The sequence below is a fragment of the Pseudomonas sp. Irchel s3f19 genome, assembly GCF_900187555.1.
Lineage (GTDB): Bacteria > Pseudomonadota > Gammaproteobacteria > Pseudomonadales > Pseudomonadaceae > Aquipseudomonas > Aquipseudomonas capeferrum.
In genome coordinates this window covers 1-17866 of sequence record NZ_FYDW01000015.1, presented here as the reverse complement: position 1 = coordinate 17866, position 17866 = coordinate 1, and the positions used below count along the sequence as shown (strand labels likewise).

Genomic DNA, 17866 nt, shown 5'->3' with positions numbered 1-17866 from the left:
GTCTGCATGGCATTCGAAACCATCCTGTTGGACATCCACGGCAAGGTCGGCCTGATTACCCTCAACCGGCCCCAGGCGCTCAATGCACTCAACGCGCAGATCGTCGGCGAGATCAACCAGGCCCTGGACCAGCTGGAAAAGGACCCGAACATCGGCTGCGTAGTGCTGACAGGCTCGGCCAAGGCGTTTGCCGCCGGTGCCGACATCAAGGAAATGGCCGACCTCAAATACCCGCAGATCTACGTCGATGACCTGTTCAGCGATGCTGATCGCATCGCCAACCGGCGCAAACCGATCATTGCTGCGGTGTCGGGTTTTGCCTTGGGTGGCGGCTGTGAACTGGCGATGATGTGCGACTTCATTCTGGCCGCTGACAATGCCAAATTCGGTCAGCCTGAGGTCAACCTGGGCGTATTGCCCGGCATGGGCGGCACCCAGCGGCTGACCCGCGCAGTCGGCAAGGCCAAGGCCATGGAACTGTGCCTGACCGGCCGCCTGATGGGCGCCGAAGAGGCAGAGCGCGCCGGCCTTGTGGCGCGCATCGTGCCCCAGGTCGAGCTGCTTGAGGAAGCGCTGAAAGTGGCTGCGACCATTGCCAGCAAGTCGATCCCGGTGAGCATGATGGTCAAGGAGAGTGTCAATCGGGCCTTTGAAGTTACCCTCAGTGAGGGCGTGCGGTTTGAGCGTCGAGTGTTCCATGCGGCCTTCGCCACTGAAGACCAGAAGGAAGGCATGAGTGCCTTCATTGGCAAGCGTGAGGCGCAGTTCAAGGATCGCTGAGTGCGTTGTACTTGCCTTGAGAGGTGGCGCGCTTCTTCTCGAATGCACCCGCCCTCTCAAGGCATGCCCGCCCAGGGCGCCGACCAGCGGATTCTGGTCAATGGGCGTAAATTCCCCCCCAATTGCAGTTGCTCCACGCGACGTGGCGCCTTAGACTGCCGCCCCCTGTAAAAGAGTGCCGGTTGGCGCTTGAAGAATTCCGCTGCCGACGCGCTGGCGTCGGCGGCACCCGAATCGCCCAATGCACATTTTTTCATAGAGAAATCGATGACCAAGGAACAGTTGCTGGCCATGTCGGCCGATGACTACATGAGCGCTGAACAGCTGGCCTTTTTCACTGGCCTGCTGCAAGCGATGAAAGTCGAAACCCATGAACGCATCGATAAGAACCGCATCATCATCGAAAGCCTGGAAACCCCGTCGGATCCAGCTGATGTGGCCTCGGTCGAAGAAGAGCGCCACTGGTTGGTCAACGCCATCGAGCGTGACCAACGCCTGCTGCCGCAGCTGGAGATGGCCCTGGGCCGAATCGCTGACGAAAGCTTTGGCTGGTGCGATGACAGTGGTGAGCCCATCGGCCTGCAGCGTCTGCTGATCAGCCCGACCACCAAGTACTGCATCGAAGCCCAGGAGCGCCACGAGCAGCTCGACCGCCACCAGCGGCAGATCTGACCGAGCGCGGTGCGTGAGCCCCACGGAGAAATCCCTGGGGCTTTTTGCGTTGTTGCGGCAAACGCTGCTGAATTTGTTGCTTGTGGCGTAACACTGCTGTACCGAGATGCGCTGTTTCCTGCCTGCAGGCAGGCGTATCATGGCTTTATCGTTAGGGTGCTAATTAAATTCCGGAGGGGATGATGAATAGCCGAGTCGATGTAGCCGTGATGATTGGCTCCGGTGTGCCTGCCACCTTGCAGGCGCTGGGCAAGCGCATTTGCTGGGTGGTGCTGGTCAATGGTGAGCGCCGCGGTACTGCGTTCGCCACGCGTGATGAGGCTGTGGAATGCCAGGCGGCTTGGTTGCAGCAACTCAGGAAGGGCCTTGCCGCTTGAAGGCGGTCGCAAGAAATGTTGTTTGCCTCTCGACGGATTTCGGTGTTTTCGTGCATATTCCTTCCCCAGTAATGCGCTGATGGATTTCAGAGCCCGTTCTGTCGGGTGCTCTGCAACGCCCTATCGCATCTTTTCTGGCGGCTTTATTGTCAGGCATTACACTTCCCGCGTTGGGAATTTGCCGAAAGCCTGTACTGAGGCCAGATCTGGCAAGCCAGAGTAAAGAATCCTGCATGCTGCATCGCCAGCAGGCACAGACATCAGCGCATCGCTTTATTACTCTTTTCGCCTATCGCTATGTAATGGCCGTGCCTCACCGAGCGTGTGTGGGGGCGGGATGTAACCGGTTGAGGATCACTTCATTGGCAGTCAGCACTCTTGATACCCACGCCTTGTTCGCCCTGGGCGATTTGCGCGGTAAATTGGCCCAGCTGTTCCAAGGCCGCTTTATCTATGTCACCGAACAAAGTCCTGAAGGCTTGTATATGGCCGAGATCGACACCGAGAGCGCATTGGTGGTCGATGACAAGCAGCGCCTGGAGCTGAAAGTAGGCGATCACTTCCGTGCCGCCGTACTGCCCAGCCGCGAGGGCGGCAAGTTGGAAATGCGCTTTCGTGACATCAAGCTCAACGTCTACGGCGTGGGCGACTATGCCTTTGTTTCGGTGCCTGAAGGCGAGGGCATCGTGCTGCGCGAGGGCCATGGCGTGATGTTGGTCTTTGCTGCGCAACAGCAAGTGCAGGAAGGCCTGGGCAAGCTGCTCAAGGCCGTGACCGGCAAAGTCGCGAAATGGCGCAAGGGTGAGCTGACCACCTTCAAGGCCAGTGAATGACTGACGGCAACGGCTCGCCCGTTTCGCGTGCCGAGTTCCATCAGCAGCACCAGGCGGATGCGCTGGCGCAAGCCGAACGCCTGTTGGCTCGGCGTGAGGACTTGCAAGGGGCTTGGCTGAACTGGGTGGCCGGTGAACTGTATCGGCTCGGCCCGCCACCGTATGCCGCCATGGTCCGACGCGAGCTGCAGCGCCTCAGCCAGGGCTGAGGCTGCACGCTGTCAGTGGCCGCGGTCGCCGCCGCTGCTGACTTCCTCGGGCACCGCTTCTTTCGACATGCGCTTGCGAAACAGCGCAGCCCTGGCCAGCAAGAGCGTGGTGACCGGTACGGTGATCGACAGCAGTATCGGGATCAACCAGGCGTGCAGGATGGGCGCTTCCTTGAGCCACGAGAAGTAGATGATCGAGGCCAAGGCCACGCACCATGCGCCGAGGGTCGAGGCCAGCGCGGGTGGGTGCATGCGCTGGAAGTAATCCTTCAGGCGCAGCAGGCCCACGGCACCGATCAGGGCAAACAGGCTGCCGATCAGCAGCAGCGCGGCAGTGACCAACTCCAGCCAGAAGGGCAGTGCTAGCGTTTCGGTCATTCGATCACCTCACCACGAAGCAGGAACTTGGCCAGGGCGAACGAGCCGACAAAGCCGAACAACGCAATCAGCAGCGCACCTTCGAAGTAGGTGTCACTTGCATAGCGAATCCCCAGTACCAGCATGGTCAGCATGGCCAGGATATACAGGTAGTCCAGCGCCAGAACCCGGTCCTGGGCGGACGGGCCGCGGAACAACCGGATCAGCGCCAGGGCCATGGCCAGGGCGAAGATGAACAGGCTGGCGAGTACAGCGTTGGCGAGCAGGCCTGTCATTGGAAAATCTCCATCAGCGGGCGTTCATAGGTGGCCTTGAAGTGCTCGATGAAGGCGGCTTCATCCTCCAGGTCGAACACATGCAGCAGCAGCACGCTGCGGTCCAGTGCCAGCTCGGACCAGACCGTACCCGGTACCACCGTGGTGATCATCGAAAGCGCGGCCAGGCCATGGGCATCACGCAGGGCCAGCGGGATGTGCACGAATGCCGAGCGCGGCGGCTGTTTGCCGGCGCGCAGCACGCCACGGGCCACCAGCAGGTTGGACACAATCACATCAAGGCCTACCCGGCCAATCAGCTTGGCAATCACCAGTGGGCGCCGCACATGGGCATGCTGGGGGCGTAGGGGTGCCATCAACAGCGGTGCAAGGATGCCGAGCAGGGCAGCGAGCAGCAGGTTGCCGGCGCTGACCGACAGGTTCAGCAGCAACCACAGGCCAAACAGCGACACCGACAGCAGCGGGGCGGGGAACAGACGGTTCATGGCTGCAGCTCCACGTCGAGGGAGGTCGGGCCAGGGATCGGTTGGGCAGCCATCACCGCTTTTATGTAGGTGTCCGGCGCCTGCAGGCTGGCAGCCGTGTCCTGGGTGTAGCGCAGCAACGGCTCGGCTTTGAAGCTGAGGATGATGCACAGCCCAAGCAGGATGACGATCGGCAGGCACTCATAGCGACGCAGCACAGGCGAGGGGCGCTCCTCGGGCTTCCAGAAGCGCTGAATACCTACGCGGCCAAAGGCGATCAGCGATGCCATGCCGGAAAGTACAAGCAATGCCACCAGGCCCCAGCCAGCTGTTGTCAGCGGTTGCTCCGGCGCTATGCCCAGCCCCAGCGGGTTGAACAGCGCACTGATCAGGTTGAGTTTGCCGACGAAGCCCGAAAGCGGCGGCATGCCGATGATCAGCAACGCACAGGCGATGAAGCTCAGGCCGAGGAAGGCCATGGTCCATGGGATGATCTGGCCGATCACGACCTTTTGTTCATCATCGAGGTTGATGCCCTTGGGCGGGTGCAGCGACTCCAGGGGCGAAGGCATGGCGTCTTCTTCTTCATCCAGCGGCACTTCGTTGGCCGAGCGCGAGCGCTCGACCAGCTCGGCGAGCAGGAACAGGGCGCACAGCGCCAGGGTCGAGTTGACCAGGTAGAACAATGCCGCGCCGGTGAGCACCGGTTGGGCAAAACCGACGGCCGCGAGCAGCGTGCCGGCGGAGACCAGGATGCTCAGGGCAGCCATGCGTTCCAGGCGTTGTGCGGCCAATATCGATACGGCGGCCACCGCCAGGGTGACCAGGCCGCCGTAAACCAGCCACTCGCCACCGAAGTGCGCCGAGGCGCCGGCTTGCCCGGAGAACAGCAGCGTCCACAGGCGCAGCACGGCATACAGGCCGACCTTGGTCATGATGGCAAAAAGCGCGGCAACCGGTGCGCTGGCCGAGGCGTAGGCAGGCACCAGCCAGAAGTTGAGGGGCCATATGCCGGCCTTGGCCAGAAACGCCATGGCCAGTATCGCGGCGCCTGCGTGCAGCAAGCCGCGATCGGCCTCCGGCACCAGCGGGATCTTCAGCGCCAGGTCGGCCATGTTCAAGGTGCCTGTCACGCCATAGAGCATCGCCGCGCCCACCAGAAACAACGACGAAGCGAACAGGTTGATGGCGATATAGTGCAGGCCGGCCCTGACCCTTGCGCGGCCCGAACCGTGCAGCAGCAAGCCATAGGAGGCTGCGAGCAGCACCTCGAAGAACACGAACAAGTTGAACAGGTCGGCCGTCAGGAATGCACCGTACAGCCCCATCAGCTGGATCTGGAACAGTGCGTGGAAGCTGGCACCGGCGCTGTCCCAGCGGGCGCGGGCAAACAGCAGGGCGCTGAAGCCGATGATGCCGGTCAGGGTCAGCAGCAATGCCGAAAGATGGTCGACTACCAACACGATGCCGAACGGTGCCGGCCAGTTGCCTGGCAGGTACACACCGATCGATTCGGCCTGGCCCTGGGTGCGCACCCACAGCAGCAGGCTGACCGCGATGGCCAGGCCGGCGAAGGTGGACAGCAGGTTCAGTTGCGCCTTGATGCGCCGGTGTTTCTCGCCCAGCAACAGCATCACCGCAGCGGTGATGAGGGGCAGCAGGATGGGGGCGACGATCAGTTGACTCATGCCACTCATTCGTCACGCTCCCGGCCATCCACATGGTCGGTGCCGGTCAACCCGCGTGAGGCCAGCAGCACCACCAGGAACAGTGCGGTCATGGCGAAGCTGATGACGATGGCAGTCAGTACCAGGGCCTGGGGCAGGGGGTCGGTGTAGTGCAGCAAGTCCTGGGTCACGCCGTCCTTGATGATGGGCTCCTTGCCGATGAACAGGCTGCCCATGCTGAAGATGAACAGGTTGACGCCGTACGACAGCAGGCATAGGCCCATGATCACCTGGTAGGTCCGTGGGCGCAGGATCAACCAGACCCCCGAGGCGGCCAGTACGCCGATGGCGACTGCAATGACTTCTTCCATCAGGCGGCTCCTGCTTGGCTGGATTTCGACGGGTTGCCCGGGCGGTAGGCGCGCACCGACTGGTGCGCCAGGGCAGTGAGGATCAGCAGGGTCGAGCCGACCACCACGGTGTACACGCCGATATCGAAGAACAGCGCGCTGGCCACGTGCACATCCCCCAGCACGGGCAGGTGCAGGTGTGCCGTGTGCGTGGTCAGGAACGGGTAACCCAGCAGCATGGCGCCGACCCCGGTCAGGGTCGCGCACAGCAGGCCAGTGCCCATCCAGCGCAGCGGCCGCAAGCTCATTTGCGCCTCGACCCATTGGGTGCCGGCGACCATGTACTGCAGGATGAACGCCACCGACATCACCAGGCCGGCGACGAACCCGCCGCCAGGCTGGTTGTGGCCGCGCATGAACAGGTACATCGATACCAGCAGGGCGATTGGCAGCAGCAGCCGCACCAGCACCGCAGGCACCATCATGAAGCCCAGCGCGGTGTCTGTGGCGTGACGCGGGTTGATCAGGTCTGTGACCACGTCGGGCGCCAGCTGGCGCTGCTGGGCGGGCAACTGCATGCTCTCCTTGGGCGGGCGGAAGCGTCGCAGCAGGGCGAACACGGTCAGGGCCACGGCGACCAGCACGGTGATTTCACCGAGGGTGTCGAAGCCACGGAAGTCGACCAGCATCACATTGACCACATTGGTACCACCCCCTTGCGGCAGGGCGCGGCTCAGGTAGAACGAGGAAATGTCGTTGGGCGTTGGCCGGGTGAGCATGGCGTACGACAGCACCGCCATGCCGCCACCCACCAGCACCGCCAGCAGCAGGTCGCGCAGGCGGCGCATGCGGGCGCGCTCCAGGCTGCCCGGCAGCGGTGATACGCCTTCGATACGGCGCGGCAGCCAGCGCAGGCCGAGCAGGATCAGTACAGTGGTGACCACTTCCACGACCAGCTGGGTCAAGGCCAGGTCGGGCGCCGAGAACCAGACGAAGGTGATGCAGGTCATCAGGCCGCAGACGCTGACCATGATCAAGGCGGCCAGACGGTGGTATTTGGCCTGGTAGGCGGCGCCGATGGCGCAGGCGATGGCGATCAGCCAGAGTGCGACGAACACGCCGGAACCAGGGATTTTCGGGCGCTCACCCCAGGTCAGCCCGCTGTACAGCATGGGCGTGAGGCCGGCCAGGAAGGCCGCCAGTACCAGCATGAACAACTGCGATTGCAGGCGGCGCGTGGTCAGCAAGCCTTCGATTCGGCGGGCCAGCAGCATCAGGCGCACCAGGCCGTGCTCGAACAAGCGCTTGCCGTTGAACCGCTCGATCAGTGGTGGGTAGGGGAAGCGGCCCATGCGCAGTTGCTTGCGCAGCAGCAGGTAGAGCACGATGCCGCCGCTCATGGCGACCAGGCTCATGATCAGTGGCGCATTCCAGCCGTGCCAGATGGCCAGGCTGTATTCCGGTAGCGTACCGCCCACCACCGGCAGGGCCGCCGCAGCCAGCAACGGGCCGACCGACTGGGCAGGGAAGATGCCTACCACCAGGCAGGTGAGCACCAGCAGTTCGACCGGCGCGCGCATCCAGCGGGGTGGTTCGTGAGGTGTGTGGGGCAGGTCCTGGGCGGTTGGCCCGAAGAAGACATCGACGGTAAAGCGCAGTGCGTAGGCCACGCTGAAGGTACCGGCCAGCGTGGCGATCACCGGGAGGGCGGCTTCGACCCAGGCCGTGGAGCTGATGAACACTGTTTCTGCGAAGAACATCTCCTTGGACAGGAAGCCGTTCATCAGCGGCACGCCGGCCATCGAGGCGCTGGCCACCATGGCCAGGGTGGCGGTGTAGGGCACCAGGCGGATCAGGCCGCTGAGGCGCCGGATATCGCGCGTACCGCTCTCGTGGTCGATGATGCCGGCGGCCATGAACAGCGAGGCCTTGAAGGTGGCATGGTTGAGGATGTGGAAGACGGCGGCGACCGCCGCCAGCGGGCTGTTCAGGCCCAGCAGCAGGGTGATCAGGCCCAGGTGGCTGATGGTGGAATACGCCAGCAGGCCCTTGAGGTCGTTCTGGAACATCGCGGCAAAGGCGCCGAGCAGCAGCGTGATGGCGCCAGCCCCGCCGACGATCCAGAACCACTCCTCGCTGCCTGACAGCACAGGCCAGAGCCGCGCCAGCAGAAACACCCCGGCCTTTACCATGGTTGCCGAGTGCAGGTAGGCGGACACAGGGGTCGGCGCCGCCATCGCGTGGGGCAACCAGAAGTGGAACGGAAACTGCGCACTCTTGCTCAGGGCGCCGATCAGGATCAGTGGCAGCAGCACCGGGTACAGTGCGTGCTGGCGGATAACGTCACCCGCGGCCAGCACCTTGTCCAGGTCGTAGCTGCCGACCACGTGGCCCAGCAGCAAGGCACCGACCAGCAGGCACAGGCCGCCGGCACCGGTCACCATCAGCGCCATGTAGGCGCCGCGGCGGGCGTCGGCGCGATGGTGCCAATAACCGATCAGCAGGAAGGAGAAAACGCTGGTCAGCTCCCAGAAGAACACCAGCTGGATCAGGTTGCCAGAGATCACCAGGCCCAGCATGGCGCCCATGAACGCGAGGAAGAAGGCGAAGAAACGCGGCACCGGGTCTTGCGGTGACATGTAGTAGCGGGCATACAGCGACACCAGTGTGCCGATGCCCAGTACCAGCAGCGAGAACAGCCAGGCGAAGCCGTCCATGCGCAGCACAAGGTTCAAACCCAGGCTGGGCAGCCAGAGGAATTCCTCGCGAATCACGCCACCGTGGGCGACCTGAGGGTACAGCAGTGCTACCTGGACCGTACCGACCAAGGCGACGAGCCCCGCCAATATGGACTCGGCGTTACGTGCGTTGTGCGGCAGCACGGCTGCCAGGCAACTGCCCACGAACGGCAGAAGCAATAGCACTATCAAGGACATAGCGTTCTATTCTGGAGAGGTTTGCAAGGATCATACGTGCCGATCAGTTGATCACCAACACGCAAGCTGTCGCAGAATCGTACAAATACGCTGTGACAAGGTGTTTTTTTATAACAGTTTTTTACAAAGCATAGCTGGAGTTGGCCGCTTTACAGGCCGGCTTGCTGCTCGCGTTCGGCCTGTGCTTCGCGTGCCTCGGCGTCTTCGCGGGGGCGGCGCACCTTCAGTTCGCTGACCACCACTGCGATCACGATCAGCAGCCCGCCGATCAATGCAACGCCAGGCAGGCGCTCGCCGGCGAGGCGCCCGACGATCCCGGCCCACACCGGCTCGCCGGCATAGATCAGGGTGGCGCGGGTGGGCGAAACCGACTTCTGTGCCCAGTTCATCGCCACCTGGATCACGGCGCTCATGGCGCCAAGCCCCAGGGCACTGGCCAGCAGCAGCCAGGAGAAGTCGGGGATGCGTTCCTGGGTCGGTACGATCATCAGGAACGACAGCAACGAGGCGGTCGCCAGTTGCACCACGGTCACACGGCGCACATCGACCTGGCCGGCATAGCGGCTGATCAGGATGATTTCGCCAGCAATGGCGATGGCGCTGACCAGGGTCACTATCTCGCCTTCGCTGAAGTGCAAGGTGCCGCCCTCTGGCCCGGCCAGCAGCATCAAGCCGCAGAATGCCAGGCAGATGCCAATGCTTGGCATCAGGCCGGGCCGGCGGCCGAGCACCAGCCATTGCAGCAGCGGCACGAAGGGCACATATAGCGCGGTAATGAAGGCTGACTGGCTGCTGCTGATGGTTTGCAGGCCCATGGTCTGCAAACCGTAGCCCAGCATGATCGACACGCCGATCAGCACGCCGGCCTTGAGCTCGGTAAGCGTCAGCCCCGGCAGTGCACGCGCCGAGACCACCCCCACGAACAACGCCGCCGCAGCGAAACGCAGGCCGACGAAGAACATCGGGCCGCTTACCGTCATCACGTTATGCACCAGCAAGAAGGTGCCGCCCCACAGCATGGTGATGAAGACCAGCACCAGTTCAGCCTTGCTCAGGCGAAAAGAGACGGCAGTGTTCGGTTTGCGGCTGGGGTGGGTCATGGTCTTGCACACTCGGAGGGGCCGGCGCACAATCTGCGCAAAGTGGGCAGTATACTGCGCAGCCACGATCAGCGAGCAACAACGTGCACAAAAATCCCACACACCGCGCCTCGGTGCTGCAGCATGTCAGCCTCAACGTTCGGCGCCTGCGTAACGCAGCCGGTATGAGCCAGTCGGCCCTGGCCGAGCGCTCTGGCGTCAGCCGGCGGATGCTGGTGGCGATCGAGGCGGGTGAGAAGAATGTCAGCCTCACCACCCTCGATCTGATTGCCGAAGCCCTCGGCGTAGCATTCAGTACCTTGATCCAGGCGCCTGAGCAGCGCGACCCGAGCCGTATCGATGAACTGGCCTGGGCTGGCGAACATCCGCAAAGCAAGGCGGTGCTGCTGGGTAGCAGCACCGCCCGGCGTGAGGTCGAGCTTTGGGAATGGACGTTGGCGCCGGGCGAGTGCTACCTCAGCGAGGCGGATGCCGATGGCTGGAGCGAGCAGATCTATGTGGCCGAAGGGCAGCTCACACTGGTCATCGAAGACGCCGAGCACCGCTTGCAGGTCGGCCAGTTTCATGTGTTCCCCAGCAACTGCCGTTATGCCTATCGCAATGATGGCGCCGTGGCTGTGCGCTTTGTCCGCAACGTGGTGATCTGACCCTTGCAGGAGCGGCCTTGCGTCGCGAAAGGGGCGCAGTTCACAAGCGTCAAGCCTTGGGGGGCAACAGGTCGTCGGTCTTCACCACCTTGGCATAGGCAAATGCCAGTGCAGCCATCGCCGAGTCGTGCACATGGGCCGCCGGCACCTGTTTACCATTGAAATCCAGGGGCAGGGTGGCGCAGGCATCGTGGGCCACGGTCACTTCGTAGCCAAAATCGGCGGCGGCTCGGGTTGCTGCATCGATGCACATATGGCTCATGCTGCCGACGATGGTCAACGCCTGAACCCCATGCTGGTCCAGCGTATCCTTGAGGCCGGTGCCGAGAAACGCATTGACCTTGTGCTTGAGTACCACGGGTTCGCCGGTCACGGGCTCGACCTTGGCATGGATGGCCGCCCCTGGTGACTGCGGCGTGAAGAACGGCGCATCGGCGCTTTCGAATTCATGCCGCACATGCACCACCAGGTCGCCCCGGTCGCGTGCGGCGGCCAGCAGCCGGGCGGCGTTGTCGGCTGCCTGCTCGGCGCCGTCGAGGGTCCATTTGCCACCGGGGAAATAGTCGTTCTGGATGTCGATGATGATCAGCGCTTGCTTGCTCATGTTGCCTCCTGCGGCGGTAGTCGTTGAATGACCATAGCGTGTGTACATCGACCTGAGGGTTCAACTGCAGCGCTTTTGCGTTTTCTGACGAAAAAACCACTTGACCTTGACTTAGCTTGAGGTTTTACCCTGCTCACCATCACGCTGATAGCGTCCAGAGCAAGGAGACTGTTCATGAGGGCGACGCCTCACTCTCTGTGGTTTACCCAGATGATCGAATATGAAGTCCCGGCCATGCGCCAGGTGGCATTGGCCCAGGCGTTGGTGGCGCGCAGCGAGGAACTGGCAACGCGCTGTGAAGGCTTGCAGGGCGTGAGCATCCAGGCCAGTGACGATGGCAGCCGGGTCTTGCAGTATCTGCAATGGCAATCGCGGCAGGCTTGGGCGGCAGCTGCGGCTGACTTCGCCGAGGAGCCTTTCTTCGACCTGCTGTGCCAGCATCAGGCGCGCGGCGTCAACTTTGCTGCCTACCAGACATTGCGCAGCCTCGTACGTGGCGCCGATGGTGGCCTGCACTGCCAGGTCGGCGAGCCTCAGGCATACCAGGGCGCGTAGTGCGGGTAGCGATCCAGGCGCGCGCCTACGACCATTTCGCCGATCCAGGAGGCAAGGATCGAACTGTAGGCTTTCTGGCTCTCTTCGCTGGACAGCGCGTGGTCGGCACCGTCGACGATGCGGTGGGTCAGCGAATGGGCGCTGACGAACGCCGAGCGGTAGCTCATCAGTGTACTGTGGGGCACATAGTCGTCTTGTTCAGACTCCACAAGTAATACATCACCACCGAATTCCGCGCACGCGGCCAGGGCACGGTTGTCCGTCGGGCCAAGCGGGCGTTTGCGGTAGGCGTTAAGCCGCTGCCGATCAAGGGTTTGCTTGGGGTTATCCCACTCGTCGTCCCAGTACATGGCGGGTACCCGCAGTGCCAGCCATTTCACTGGCCGCAGCCGGGTCAGCAGAGTGGCCAGGTAGCCACCGTAGCTGCTGCCGATGATGGCGATGGCACTGCTGTCCACGGACGGGTGGCTGACCAGGCGGTCGTAGGCGGCCAGCAAGTCGTTGAGGTTCTGTTCGCGGGTGACGGTCAGGCGCTGGCTTTCGGTCTTCTCGTGCCCGCGCAGGTCGAAGGTCATGCACACGCAGCCCAGCCCGGTGATATGCCGGGCGCGGGCCAGGTCGCGTTGCTGGCTGCCGCCCCAGCCGTGGACGAAGAGTATGCCTGGCATCTTGCTGCCAGGGCTGACCAGGGTGCCGACGATGGTGTCGTTCTCGACCTGCAGTTCGATGGTTTCACTCTGAATGGTCATGTTCGCGAATCCGTGCATATTTGCTGAGTTGTCCGAGTTCACTGTCGATTCCTTGGTAAAAGAGGGTGGCGTCAGTGGGCAGGTCGGGCGTACCGAACACTTCATGGGTGGAAGCGCGAACCCGTTGCAGGGCGGGGTCATCGGCGAAGGCCTGCAGGGCCAGCAGTTCTGCACTGCTGGCACCCCCTAGGCGCCAGGACTGTTCAAGCACGCCGCTGCGCACATGGCCTTGGGCGGTGGTGCCGCGCGCGATGTCGTAGTTGCGCCTTGATGCGACGAAGCCCGGGAAGTGCTGCTCGGCCGCCCGTTCGTAGGCCATGGCCTGGTTGATCGCCAGGCGCAGGTGGTCTTCCAGTGGCAGTTGCAGCAGTGCCTGATAGTCACCGCGCACCACGATCAGGTCGGAGCCGCCATAAACCTCTGTGCCTTGATGGTCGTGGGTCAGCTGCTGGGTGCCGTGGTAGCTGCAGGTCAGGCCGGCGACCCGCACTTGGCCGACACTGAAGGTCTGTACCTCGCTCAGGTCTTCTTCAAGTACCAGGCCCCACACTGCCAGGGCCTGATCATCCATGTCGGCCAGCAAAGGCTCCAGCGCATCCGCTGTATCGATTACCTGTTGCCCGCGGCCGGCGCAAGCCAATACCGGCTTGATGCGCACTGGGCCGTCGAGCAGCAGCAAGCGTGCCGCAGTGCGGGCATCGGTTTTGCTGAACACGGTGTAGCCCCGCAGCAACGCATCGCTGGCCTGCAGGGCGAAGGCGTCGGTCCAGCCTGGCGGGAAGCTGGCGTCGGCCGGCAGCGGATGGGAGATCGCCTTGGTCGCCATGTAGGGATAGGCGACCAACCCGCCGAACAGGTCCTGCTCGGTACGGATACCCAGCGCGGCATGGCGCTGTGGGTCGACCAGCGTTTCGGTCGGTACATAGTAGTAGCGGTCTGCAGCAGTGGCAGGTGCGGCAGGGTCTAAGCGTGGGCAGCCCAGCAGTTGTGCCAGGCCATCGGCGAGCTTGAGGTGGGCGGCATGTTCGTGGTCGGGCGTGTGCTCGCGGGTGTCGAGCAGCACAACGCCGGTTTTCGAGTCGCAGGCAGCGGGCATAAGGGTTGGCCTGTCTGCAATGAATGTACTGTGTGTGAATCCGTCGTTTTGGGGAAGTTCATCGGGATGTGATCGGCGGTCCGTGCGACTCTGTAGGGTCAGTTGTAGGAAACGTCTTGATTGCAGAGGGCGTGCCGGGCATTGCATGCCGTTAGCCGGTCGCCGCGATTGCAGGGCTCGGGTGGCTGTTCCATTATCGACAGCCTGGATTAGCCAAGATGTTTCGCAGGAGTGCGCATGAACGTTCAGACCACGATTGAGCAGAGTGTGCCGGAGCGCCTGATGCAGGTGCGCCAGGCAATGGCCGCAGAGGGCATCGATGCGCTGCTGGTGCCATCGGCCGATCCCCATCTTTCCGAATACCTGCCCGGCTTCTGGCAGGGGCGCCAATGGTTGTCCGGTTTCCACGGCTCTGTCGGCACGCTGGTGGTCACGGCGGGCTTTGCCGGGCTCTGGGTCGACAGCCGCTACTGGGAGCAGGCTGAAAACGAGCTGGCCGGCAGTGGCATCGAACTGATGAAGCTGCTGCCAGGCAAGCCGGGCGCGTTGGAGTGGCTGGGTGAGCACATCGCGCCGAAGGGGGCCGTTGCCGTGGACGGTGCCGTCATGGCCCTGGCGTCGGCGCGGCTGTTGGGCGAGCGCCTGAAGGCCCGCGAGGTAAGGTTGGTGACTGACAAGGACCTGCTCGGCAAGGTTTGGCAGGGGCGCCCGCCGTTGCCAAGCAACCCGGTCTATCAGCACTTGCCGCCACATGCGACGCAGAACCGGGCGGACAAACTCGCCCAATTGCGCGACAGCCTGAAGGCCAAGGGCGCCGACTGGCACTTCATCGCTACCCTGGATGACATTGCCTGGCTGTTCAACTTGCGCGGCAGTGATGTGTCGTACAACCCAGTCTTTGTTTCGTTCGCTCTGATCAGCCAGCAGCAGGCGACTGTGTTCGTGGGGCGCGACAAAGTCGATGATCATCTGCGCCATGTGTTGGCGGTAGACGGCATTGAGGTGCGTGACTACGCCGATATAGGTCAGGTCCTGGGTGCGGTGCCCTCAGGGAGCCGGCTGTTGCTCGACCCGGCGCGAGTCACTTGCGGCCTGCTGGAAAACCTGAGCCCTGGGGTGGAACTGGTCGAGGGGATCAACCCCACTACCCTGAGCAAGTCGTGCAAGCGTGAGGAGGACCTTGTGCACGTTCGCCGGGTCATGGAGCAGGATGGCGCCGCCTTGTGCGAGTTCTTCGCCTGGCTGGACGCAAACCTGGGCCGGGAGGTCATTACCGAGTTGACGGTCGATGAGCAACTGAGCGCCGCGCGTGCCCGACGCCCCGACTTCGTGTCGTTGAGCTTCTCGACCATTGCGGCCTTCAACGGCAATGGTGCGATGCCTCATTACCGCGCCACCGAGCAGTCGCATGCCACGCTCGAAGGTGACGGCTTGCTGCTGATCGATTCGGGTGGGCAGTACCTGGGCGGCACCACCGACATTACCCGGATGGTGCCGGTGGGCAACCCGACGCTTGAGCAGAAGCAGGATTGCACGCGTGTGCTCAAGGGTATGATTGCATTGTCGCGGGCCACCTTCCCGCGCGGGATCCTCTCACCACTGCTCGATGCCATTGCCCGGGCACCGATCTGGGCTGATCAAGTGGACTATGGCCACGGCACCGGTCATGGGGTGGGCTACTTCATGAACGTGCACGAGGGGCCACAGGTAATCGCCTATCAGGCGGCAGCCACGCCGCAAACTGCGATGCAGGCGGGCATGATCAGCTCAATCGAGCCAGGCACCTACCGGCCGCGCGAGTGGGGCGTTCGTATCGAGAACCTGGTGGTCAGTCGTGAAGCGGGCAAGAGTGCTTTTGGTGACTTCCTGAATTTCGAGACCTTGACGCTTTGCCCGATCGATACGCGCTGCCTGTTGCCCGAGTTGCTTGCCAGGGAAGAGCTGGACTGGCTGAACGGTTACCACGCGATGGTGCGTGAGCGCCTTGCGCCTTTATTGAAAGGCGAGGCGCTGGCCTGGCTGCAGGCGCGCACCGCGTCGCTGTGATAACCGGCCAATGAAAAGGGCAGCGTTCGCGCTGCCCTTTTCAATTGCGTGTGGTCATCACTTGCAGATGACGATCATGCTGCGGCTGGTATAGCCGGCCGGGTTGATACCGAACAGGTAGTCGCCGGGTTCTTCGTCGGTGTCGCCCGAGCGCGCAATGACCTTGTAGCCACGTGAGCTGCAAGACGTCGCGGCCTTGCTGTAGCAGTTGTCCCAGGACGAGGAAAGGCCAGAACAATTGATATGCAGGCCTTTCTTACCCCTTTTGACCTCAGTCTTGGCCGTGGCGGCACATCCAGCAATAGCCAAGATGGCCAGGATGAGCAAAATACGTTTCATTCCTGTCCTTAAATGCAGGGCGGAGCAGCTGTCTGGCCCTGTCGTTATCGCTTTGGTTCTTCCTGAAGTTTCCCCAGCGTCCGTGTTCGCTCCAGTAGATAGCGTAAAGATGTTGAAGCTGTGACAGCTTAATCAGCGAGACGGGCCGCTACAATCACTATTCCCGTCACAAATGAAAATATTTCTCATATCAGTCGGCGGCGACGGGTGGGGTGGGCGTCTGTCGCATGGACAGCGTGGTGCCTACCGATGCGACGATGATCGCCAGAATTGCCAACCATTGGGTGGTACTGAGTACTTCGCCGAGAAACAGCAGGCCGGACAGCGCGCCAAAGGCCGGTTCGATACTCATCAGCGTGCCGAAGGTGCGTGCAGGCATGCGTGTCAGGGCGACCATTTCCAGGCTGTAGGGCAGGGCGGTGGACAGTACCGCGACAGCCAAGGCCATTGGGATCACGGCTGGGGTGAGCAAGGCGCTGCCGGCGTGGATTACGCCGATAGGGGCAACGAACAGGGCGGCGACGACTACCCCGAGTGCGGCACTCTGGATGCCGTGCTCGGCGCCGGCGCGTTGGCCAAACAGGATATACAGCGCCCAGCACACGCCTGCCCCCAATGCGTAGGCGGCGCCCACCGGGTCAAGTGCTTGCCCACCATCGCCTGCCGGCAGCAATAGCAACAGGCCAACAATCGCCAGGGCGATCCAGAGGAAGTCGATCGGGCGGCGCGAAGAGCAGATCGCCACGGCCAGGGGGCCGGTAAATTCCAGTGCCACGGCAATGCCGATAGGTACCGTCTGCAGAGACATATAGAAGAGGAAGTTCATGCCGCCGAGTGCCATGCCATAGATGATGACATTGCGCAGGGTGTTGGCGGTCATGCGGACACGCCATGGGCGCAGGATCAGCAGCATGATGATGCTGGCGAAGATCAGGCGCAGCGCGGTGGTGCCCTGAGCGCCGATGATAGGGAACATGCTTTTGGCCAGTGACGCACCGGATTGTATCGATGCCATGGCGATGAGCAGCAGGCCGATGGGAAAGAGCGTGGCGGCCAGGCTGCGGGCTTGGGTGTTCATTTATGTGCGGCGATCCTTGAGCAGGCGTGGGTGTGCACTATAGTGCGCACTTGTGGGGCTGCGGGGCAATGGGTTATTGGGTGTAAGGGTGGTGGCCGCGCGCCAATCCCTCACCAATAACTGGCCCGAAACAAATGTAGGAGCGGCCTTGCGTCGCGATGCGCCGCGCGGGCGGCGCTCGATCTCATAGGCGCCGAAAGGGTAATGGCGGGCACCTGTCAGCCTTGATGCGGTCTTTTCTGCGGTTATTTCACTTTAATGAACATTAAGGGTTGACGCGATTTCGAATCCCCTTATAATGCGCCCCACTTCCAGCGTAGTCGGAACGAAAAACTCCTTGAGATTCAATGAGTTAAATAGTCAAGACGAAGTTTGAAGTGCTCCGATCGAAAGATCGTTAGCGGTTAAGATGGTGGTTGACAGCGCTTCTAAACGCTGTATGATTCGCCTCCCGCTACGAGAGATCGCAGCGAGTCAAGTGTTTGAAGCTAAACGAGTTTCTCGCAAAAAACTTCAAAATAAACGCTTGACAGCAAATGAGGAAAGCGTAGAATGCGCCCCTCGGTTGAGACGAAAGGCTCTTAACCAACCGCTCTTTAACAAATTGAATCAAGCAATTCGTGTGGGTGCTTGTGAGTATGGGCTGATAGTCACAAAGATTATCAGCATCACAAGTGACCATGCGAGAAATCACATAGTCATTTGAGATTG

General features: G+C 62.2%; 20 protein-coding genes. 8 read left to right on the top strand and 12 right to left on the bottom strand.

The window, feature by feature from the left end:
- Nucleotides 1-6 precede the first annotated feature (6 nt).
- The 5 genes from CKW22_RS23795 to CKW22_RS23770 all read left to right on the top strand — a co-directional run bounded on the left by CKW22_RS23795 (nt 7) and on the right by CKW22_RS23770 (nt 2871).
- The gene (locus CKW22_RS23795) at nt 7-780 is read left to right on the top strand and encodes an enoyl-CoA hydratase (RefSeq protein WP_033700305.1); all 774 of its coding nucleotides are present in this window, start codon (nt 7-9) and stop codon (nt 778-780) included.
- Nucleotides 781-1047: 267 nt separating this feature from the next.
- The gene (locus CKW22_RS23785; protein ID WP_033700302.1) at nt 1048-1452 is read left to right on the top strand and encodes a TraR/DksA C4-type zinc finger protein; all 405 of its coding nucleotides are present in this window, start codon (nt 1048-1050) and stop codon (nt 1450-1452) included.
- A gap of 182 nt (nt 1453-1634) precedes the next feature.
- A complete protein-coding gene (locus tag CKW22_RS23780) occupies nt 1635-1829 on the top strand; it encodes a hypothetical protein (RefSeq protein WP_033700301.1) in 195 nt (64 codons plus the stop codon).
- 362 nt (nt 1830-2191) lie between these two features.
- On the top strand, nt 2192-2662 hold the full coding sequence (locus tag CKW22_RS23775) for a hypothetical protein (RefSeq protein WP_033700299.1): 471 nt from the start codon (nt 2192-2194) through the stop codon (nt 2660-2662).
- The gene (locus CKW22_RS23770; protein ID WP_033700297.1) at nt 2659-2871 is read left to right on the top strand and encodes a hypothetical protein; all 213 of its coding nucleotides are present in this window, start codon (nt 2659-2661) and stop codon (nt 2869-2871) included. Before CKW22_RS23775 ends, CKW22_RS23770 begins: the two co-directional genes overlap by 4 nt.
- Nucleotides 2872-2883: 12 nt before the next feature.
- Here the strand turns inward: CKW22_RS23770 and CKW22_RS23765 are convergent, their stop codons facing one another.
- The 7 genes from CKW22_RS23765 to CKW22_RS23735 form a co-directional block, all read right to left on the bottom strand.
- Nucleotides 2884-3249, bottom strand: coding sequence for a Na+/H+ antiporter subunit G (locus tag CKW22_RS23765; protein ID WP_033700295.1), 366 nt, complete (start codon nt 3247-3249; stop codon nt 2884-2886).
- Nucleotides 3246-3524 carry a K+/H+ antiporter subunit F gene (locus CKW22_RS23760; RefSeq protein WP_003259015.1) on the bottom strand — a complete coding sequence of 93 codons (279 nt, stop codon included), beginning with the start codon at nt 3522-3524 and terminating at the stop codon, nt 3246-3248. Before CKW22_RS23760 ends, CKW22_RS23765 begins: the two co-directional genes overlap by 4 nt.
- Nucleotides 3521-4009, bottom strand: a complete 489-nt coding sequence (locus CKW22_RS23755) for a Na+/H+ antiporter subunit E (protein WP_033700293.1) — start codon at nt 4007-4009, stop codon at nt 3521-3523. The genes CKW22_RS23760 and CKW22_RS23755 overlap by 4 nt, the downstream gene beginning before the upstream one ends.
- A complete protein-coding gene (locus CKW22_RS23750; RefSeq protein ID WP_033700290.1) occupies nt 4006-5685 on the bottom strand; it encodes a monovalent cation/H+ antiporter subunit D in 1680 nt (559 codons plus the stop codon). Before CKW22_RS23750 ends, CKW22_RS23755 begins: the two co-directional genes overlap by 4 nt.
- Nucleotides 5682-6026 carry a Na+/H+ antiporter subunit C gene (locus CKW22_RS23745; protein WP_003250128.1) on the bottom strand — a complete coding sequence of 115 codons (345 nt, stop codon included), beginning with the start codon at nt 6024-6026 and terminating at the stop codon, nt 5682-5684. The genes CKW22_RS23750 and CKW22_RS23745 overlap by 4 nt, the downstream gene beginning before the upstream one ends.
- Nucleotides 6026-8941 carry a monovalent cation/H+ antiporter subunit A gene (locus CKW22_RS23740; RefSeq protein ID WP_047583907.1) on the bottom strand — a complete coding sequence of 972 codons (2916 nt, stop codon included), beginning with the start codon at nt 8939-8941 and terminating at the stop codon, nt 6026-6028. Before CKW22_RS23740 ends, CKW22_RS23745 begins: the two co-directional genes overlap by 1 nt.
- 149 nt (nt 8942-9090) lie before the next feature.
- Nucleotides 9091-10041, bottom strand: coding sequence for a DMT family transporter (locus tag CKW22_RS23735; protein WP_047583908.1), 951 nt, complete (start codon nt 10039-10041; stop codon nt 9091-9093).
- Between the two features lie 83 nt (nt 10042-10124).
- On the opposite strand from CKW22_RS23735, the gene CKW22_RS23730 reads away from it, so the two are divergent.
- A complete protein-coding gene (locus tag CKW22_RS23730) occupies nt 10125-10688 on the top strand; it encodes a helix-turn-helix domain-containing protein (RefSeq protein ID WP_033700285.1) in 564 nt (187 codons plus the stop codon).
- A 49-nt stretch (nt 10689-10737) separates the two neighbouring features.
- On the opposite strand, the gene CKW22_RS23725 is transcribed toward CKW22_RS23730, so the two are convergent.
- Nucleotides 10738-11292, bottom strand: coding sequence for a cysteine hydrolase family protein (locus CKW22_RS23725; RefSeq protein ID WP_033700282.1), 555 nt, complete (start codon nt 11290-11292; stop codon nt 10738-10740).
- A 174-nt stretch (nt 11293-11466) separates the two neighbouring features.
- Here CKW22_RS23725 and CKW22_RS23720 point away from each other — a divergent pair, with 174 nt between their 5' ends.
- The gene (locus CKW22_RS23720) at nt 11467-11847 is read left to right on the top strand and encodes an antibiotic biosynthesis monooxygenase (RefSeq protein WP_033700280.1); all 381 of its coding nucleotides are present in this window, start codon (nt 11467-11469) and stop codon (nt 11845-11847) included.
- Here CKW22_RS23720 and CKW22_RS23715 read toward each other — a convergent pair.
- Both CKW22_RS23715 and CKW22_RS23710 read right to left on the bottom strand, forming a co-directional pair.
- Nucleotides 11826-12596, bottom strand: coding sequence for a S9 family peptidase (locus CKW22_RS23715; protein WP_033700278.1), 771 nt, complete (start codon nt 12594-12596; stop codon nt 11826-11828). The two genes, CKW22_RS23720 and CKW22_RS23715, sit on opposite strands and share 22 nt — an antisense overlap.
- Nucleotides 12580-13692, bottom strand: a complete 1113-nt coding sequence (locus CKW22_RS23710) for a DUF3182 family protein (RefSeq protein ID WP_033700276.1) — start codon at nt 13690-13692, stop codon at nt 12580-12582. Before CKW22_RS23710 ends, CKW22_RS23715 begins: the two co-directional genes overlap by 17 nt.
- Before the next feature lie 237 nt (nt 13693-13929).
- Here CKW22_RS23710 and CKW22_RS23705 point away from each other — a divergent pair, with 237 nt between their 5' ends.
- The gene (locus tag CKW22_RS23705) at nt 13930-15738 is read left to right on the top strand and encodes an aminopeptidase P family protein (protein ID WP_033700274.1); all 1809 of its coding nucleotides are present in this window, start codon (nt 13930-13932) and stop codon (nt 15736-15738) included.
- A gap of 57 nt (nt 15739-15795) precedes the next feature.
- Here the strand turns inward: CKW22_RS23705 and CKW22_RS23700 are convergent, their stop codons facing one another.
- Nucleotides 15796-16077 (bottom strand): hypothetical protein, encoded by a 282-nt coding sequence (locus tag CKW22_RS23700; protein WP_033700272.1) that lies wholly within the window; start codon nt 16075-16077, stop codon nt 15796-15798.
- A gap of 190 nt (nt 16078-16267) precedes the next feature.
- Nucleotides 16268-17155 carry a threonine/homoserine exporter RhtA gene (gene rhtA, locus CKW22_RS23695; protein ID WP_033700271.1) on the bottom strand — a complete coding sequence of 296 codons (888 nt, stop codon included), beginning with the start codon at nt 17153-17155 and terminating at the stop codon, nt 16268-16270.
- Nucleotides 17156-17866 lie beyond the last annotated feature (711 nt).

What these genes read in the sequence shown, in the direction of transcription:
- CKW22_RS23755 (WP_033700293.1), bottom strand. Translation starts at nt 4,009, where the DNA reads ATGAACCGTCTGTTCCCCGCCCCGCTGCTGTCGGTGTCGCTGTTTGGC.
- CKW22_RS23715 (WP_033700278.1), bottom strand. Translation starts at nt 12,596, where the DNA reads ATGACCATTCAGAGTGAAACCATCGAACTGCAGGTCGAGAACGACACC.
- CKW22_RS23780 (WP_033700301.1), top strand. Translation starts at nt 1,635, where the DNA reads ATGAATAGCCGAGTCGATGTAGCCGTGATGATTGGCTCCGGTGTGCCT.
- CKW22_RS23740 (WP_047583907.1), bottom strand. Translation starts at nt 8,941, where the DNA reads ATGTCCTTGATAGTGCTATTGCTTCTGCCGTTCGTGGGCAGTTGCCTG.
- CKW22_RS23795 (WP_033700305.1), top strand. Translation starts at nt 7, where the DNA reads ATGGCATTCGAAACCATCCTGTTGGACATCCACGGCAAGGTCGGCCTG.
- CKW22_RS23760 (WP_003259015.1), bottom strand. Translation starts at nt 3,524, where the DNA reads ATGACAGGCCTGCTCGCCAACGCTGTACTCGCCAGCCTGTTCATCTTC.
- CKW22_RS23700 (WP_033700272.1), bottom strand. Translation starts at nt 16,077, where the DNA reads ATGAAACGTATTTTGCTCATCCTGGCCATCTTGGCTATTGCTGGATGT.
- CKW22_RS23720 (WP_033700280.1), top strand. Translation starts at nt 11,467, where the DNA reads ATGAGGGCGACGCCTCACTCTCTGTGGTTTACCCAGATGATCGAATAT.
- CKW22_RS23750 (WP_033700290.1), bottom strand. Translation starts at nt 5,685, where the DNA reads ATGAGTGGCATGAGTCAACTGATCGTCGCCCCCATCCTGCTGCCCCTC.
- CKW22_RS23725 (WP_033700282.1), bottom strand. Translation starts at nt 11,292, where the DNA reads ATGAGCAAGCAAGCGCTGATCATCATCGACATCCAGAACGACTATTTC.
- CKW22_RS23745 (WP_003250128.1), bottom strand. Translation starts at nt 6,026, where the DNA reads ATGGAAGAAGTCATTGCAGTCGCCATCGGCGTACTGGCCGCCTCGGGG.
- CKW22_RS23765 (WP_033700295.1), bottom strand. Translation starts at nt 3,249, where the DNA reads ATGACCGAAACGCTAGCACTGCCCTTCTGGCTGGAGTTGGTCACTGCC.
- CKW22_RS23770 (WP_033700297.1), top strand. Translation starts at nt 2,659, where the DNA reads ATGACTGACGGCAACGGCTCGCCCGTTTCGCGTGCCGAGTTCCATCAG.
- CKW22_RS23705 (WP_033700274.1), top strand. Translation starts at nt 13,930, where the DNA reads ATGAACGTTCAGACCACGATTGAGCAGAGTGTGCCGGAGCGCCTGATG.
- rhtA (WP_033700271.1), bottom strand. Translation starts at nt 17,155, where the DNA reads ATGAACACCCAAGCCCGCAGCCTGGCCGCCACGCTCTTTCCCATCGGC.
- CKW22_RS23710 (WP_033700276.1), bottom strand. Translation starts at nt 13,692, where the DNA reads ATGCCCGCTGCCTGCGACTCGAAAACCGGCGTTGTGCTGCTCGACACC.
- CKW22_RS23735 (WP_047583908.1), bottom strand. Translation starts at nt 10,041, where the DNA reads ATGACCCACCCCAGCCGCAAACCGAACACTGCCGTCTCTTTTCGCCTG.
- CKW22_RS23785 (WP_033700302.1), top strand. Translation starts at nt 1,048, where the DNA reads ATGACCAAGGAACAGTTGCTGGCCATGTCGGCCGATGACTACATGAGC.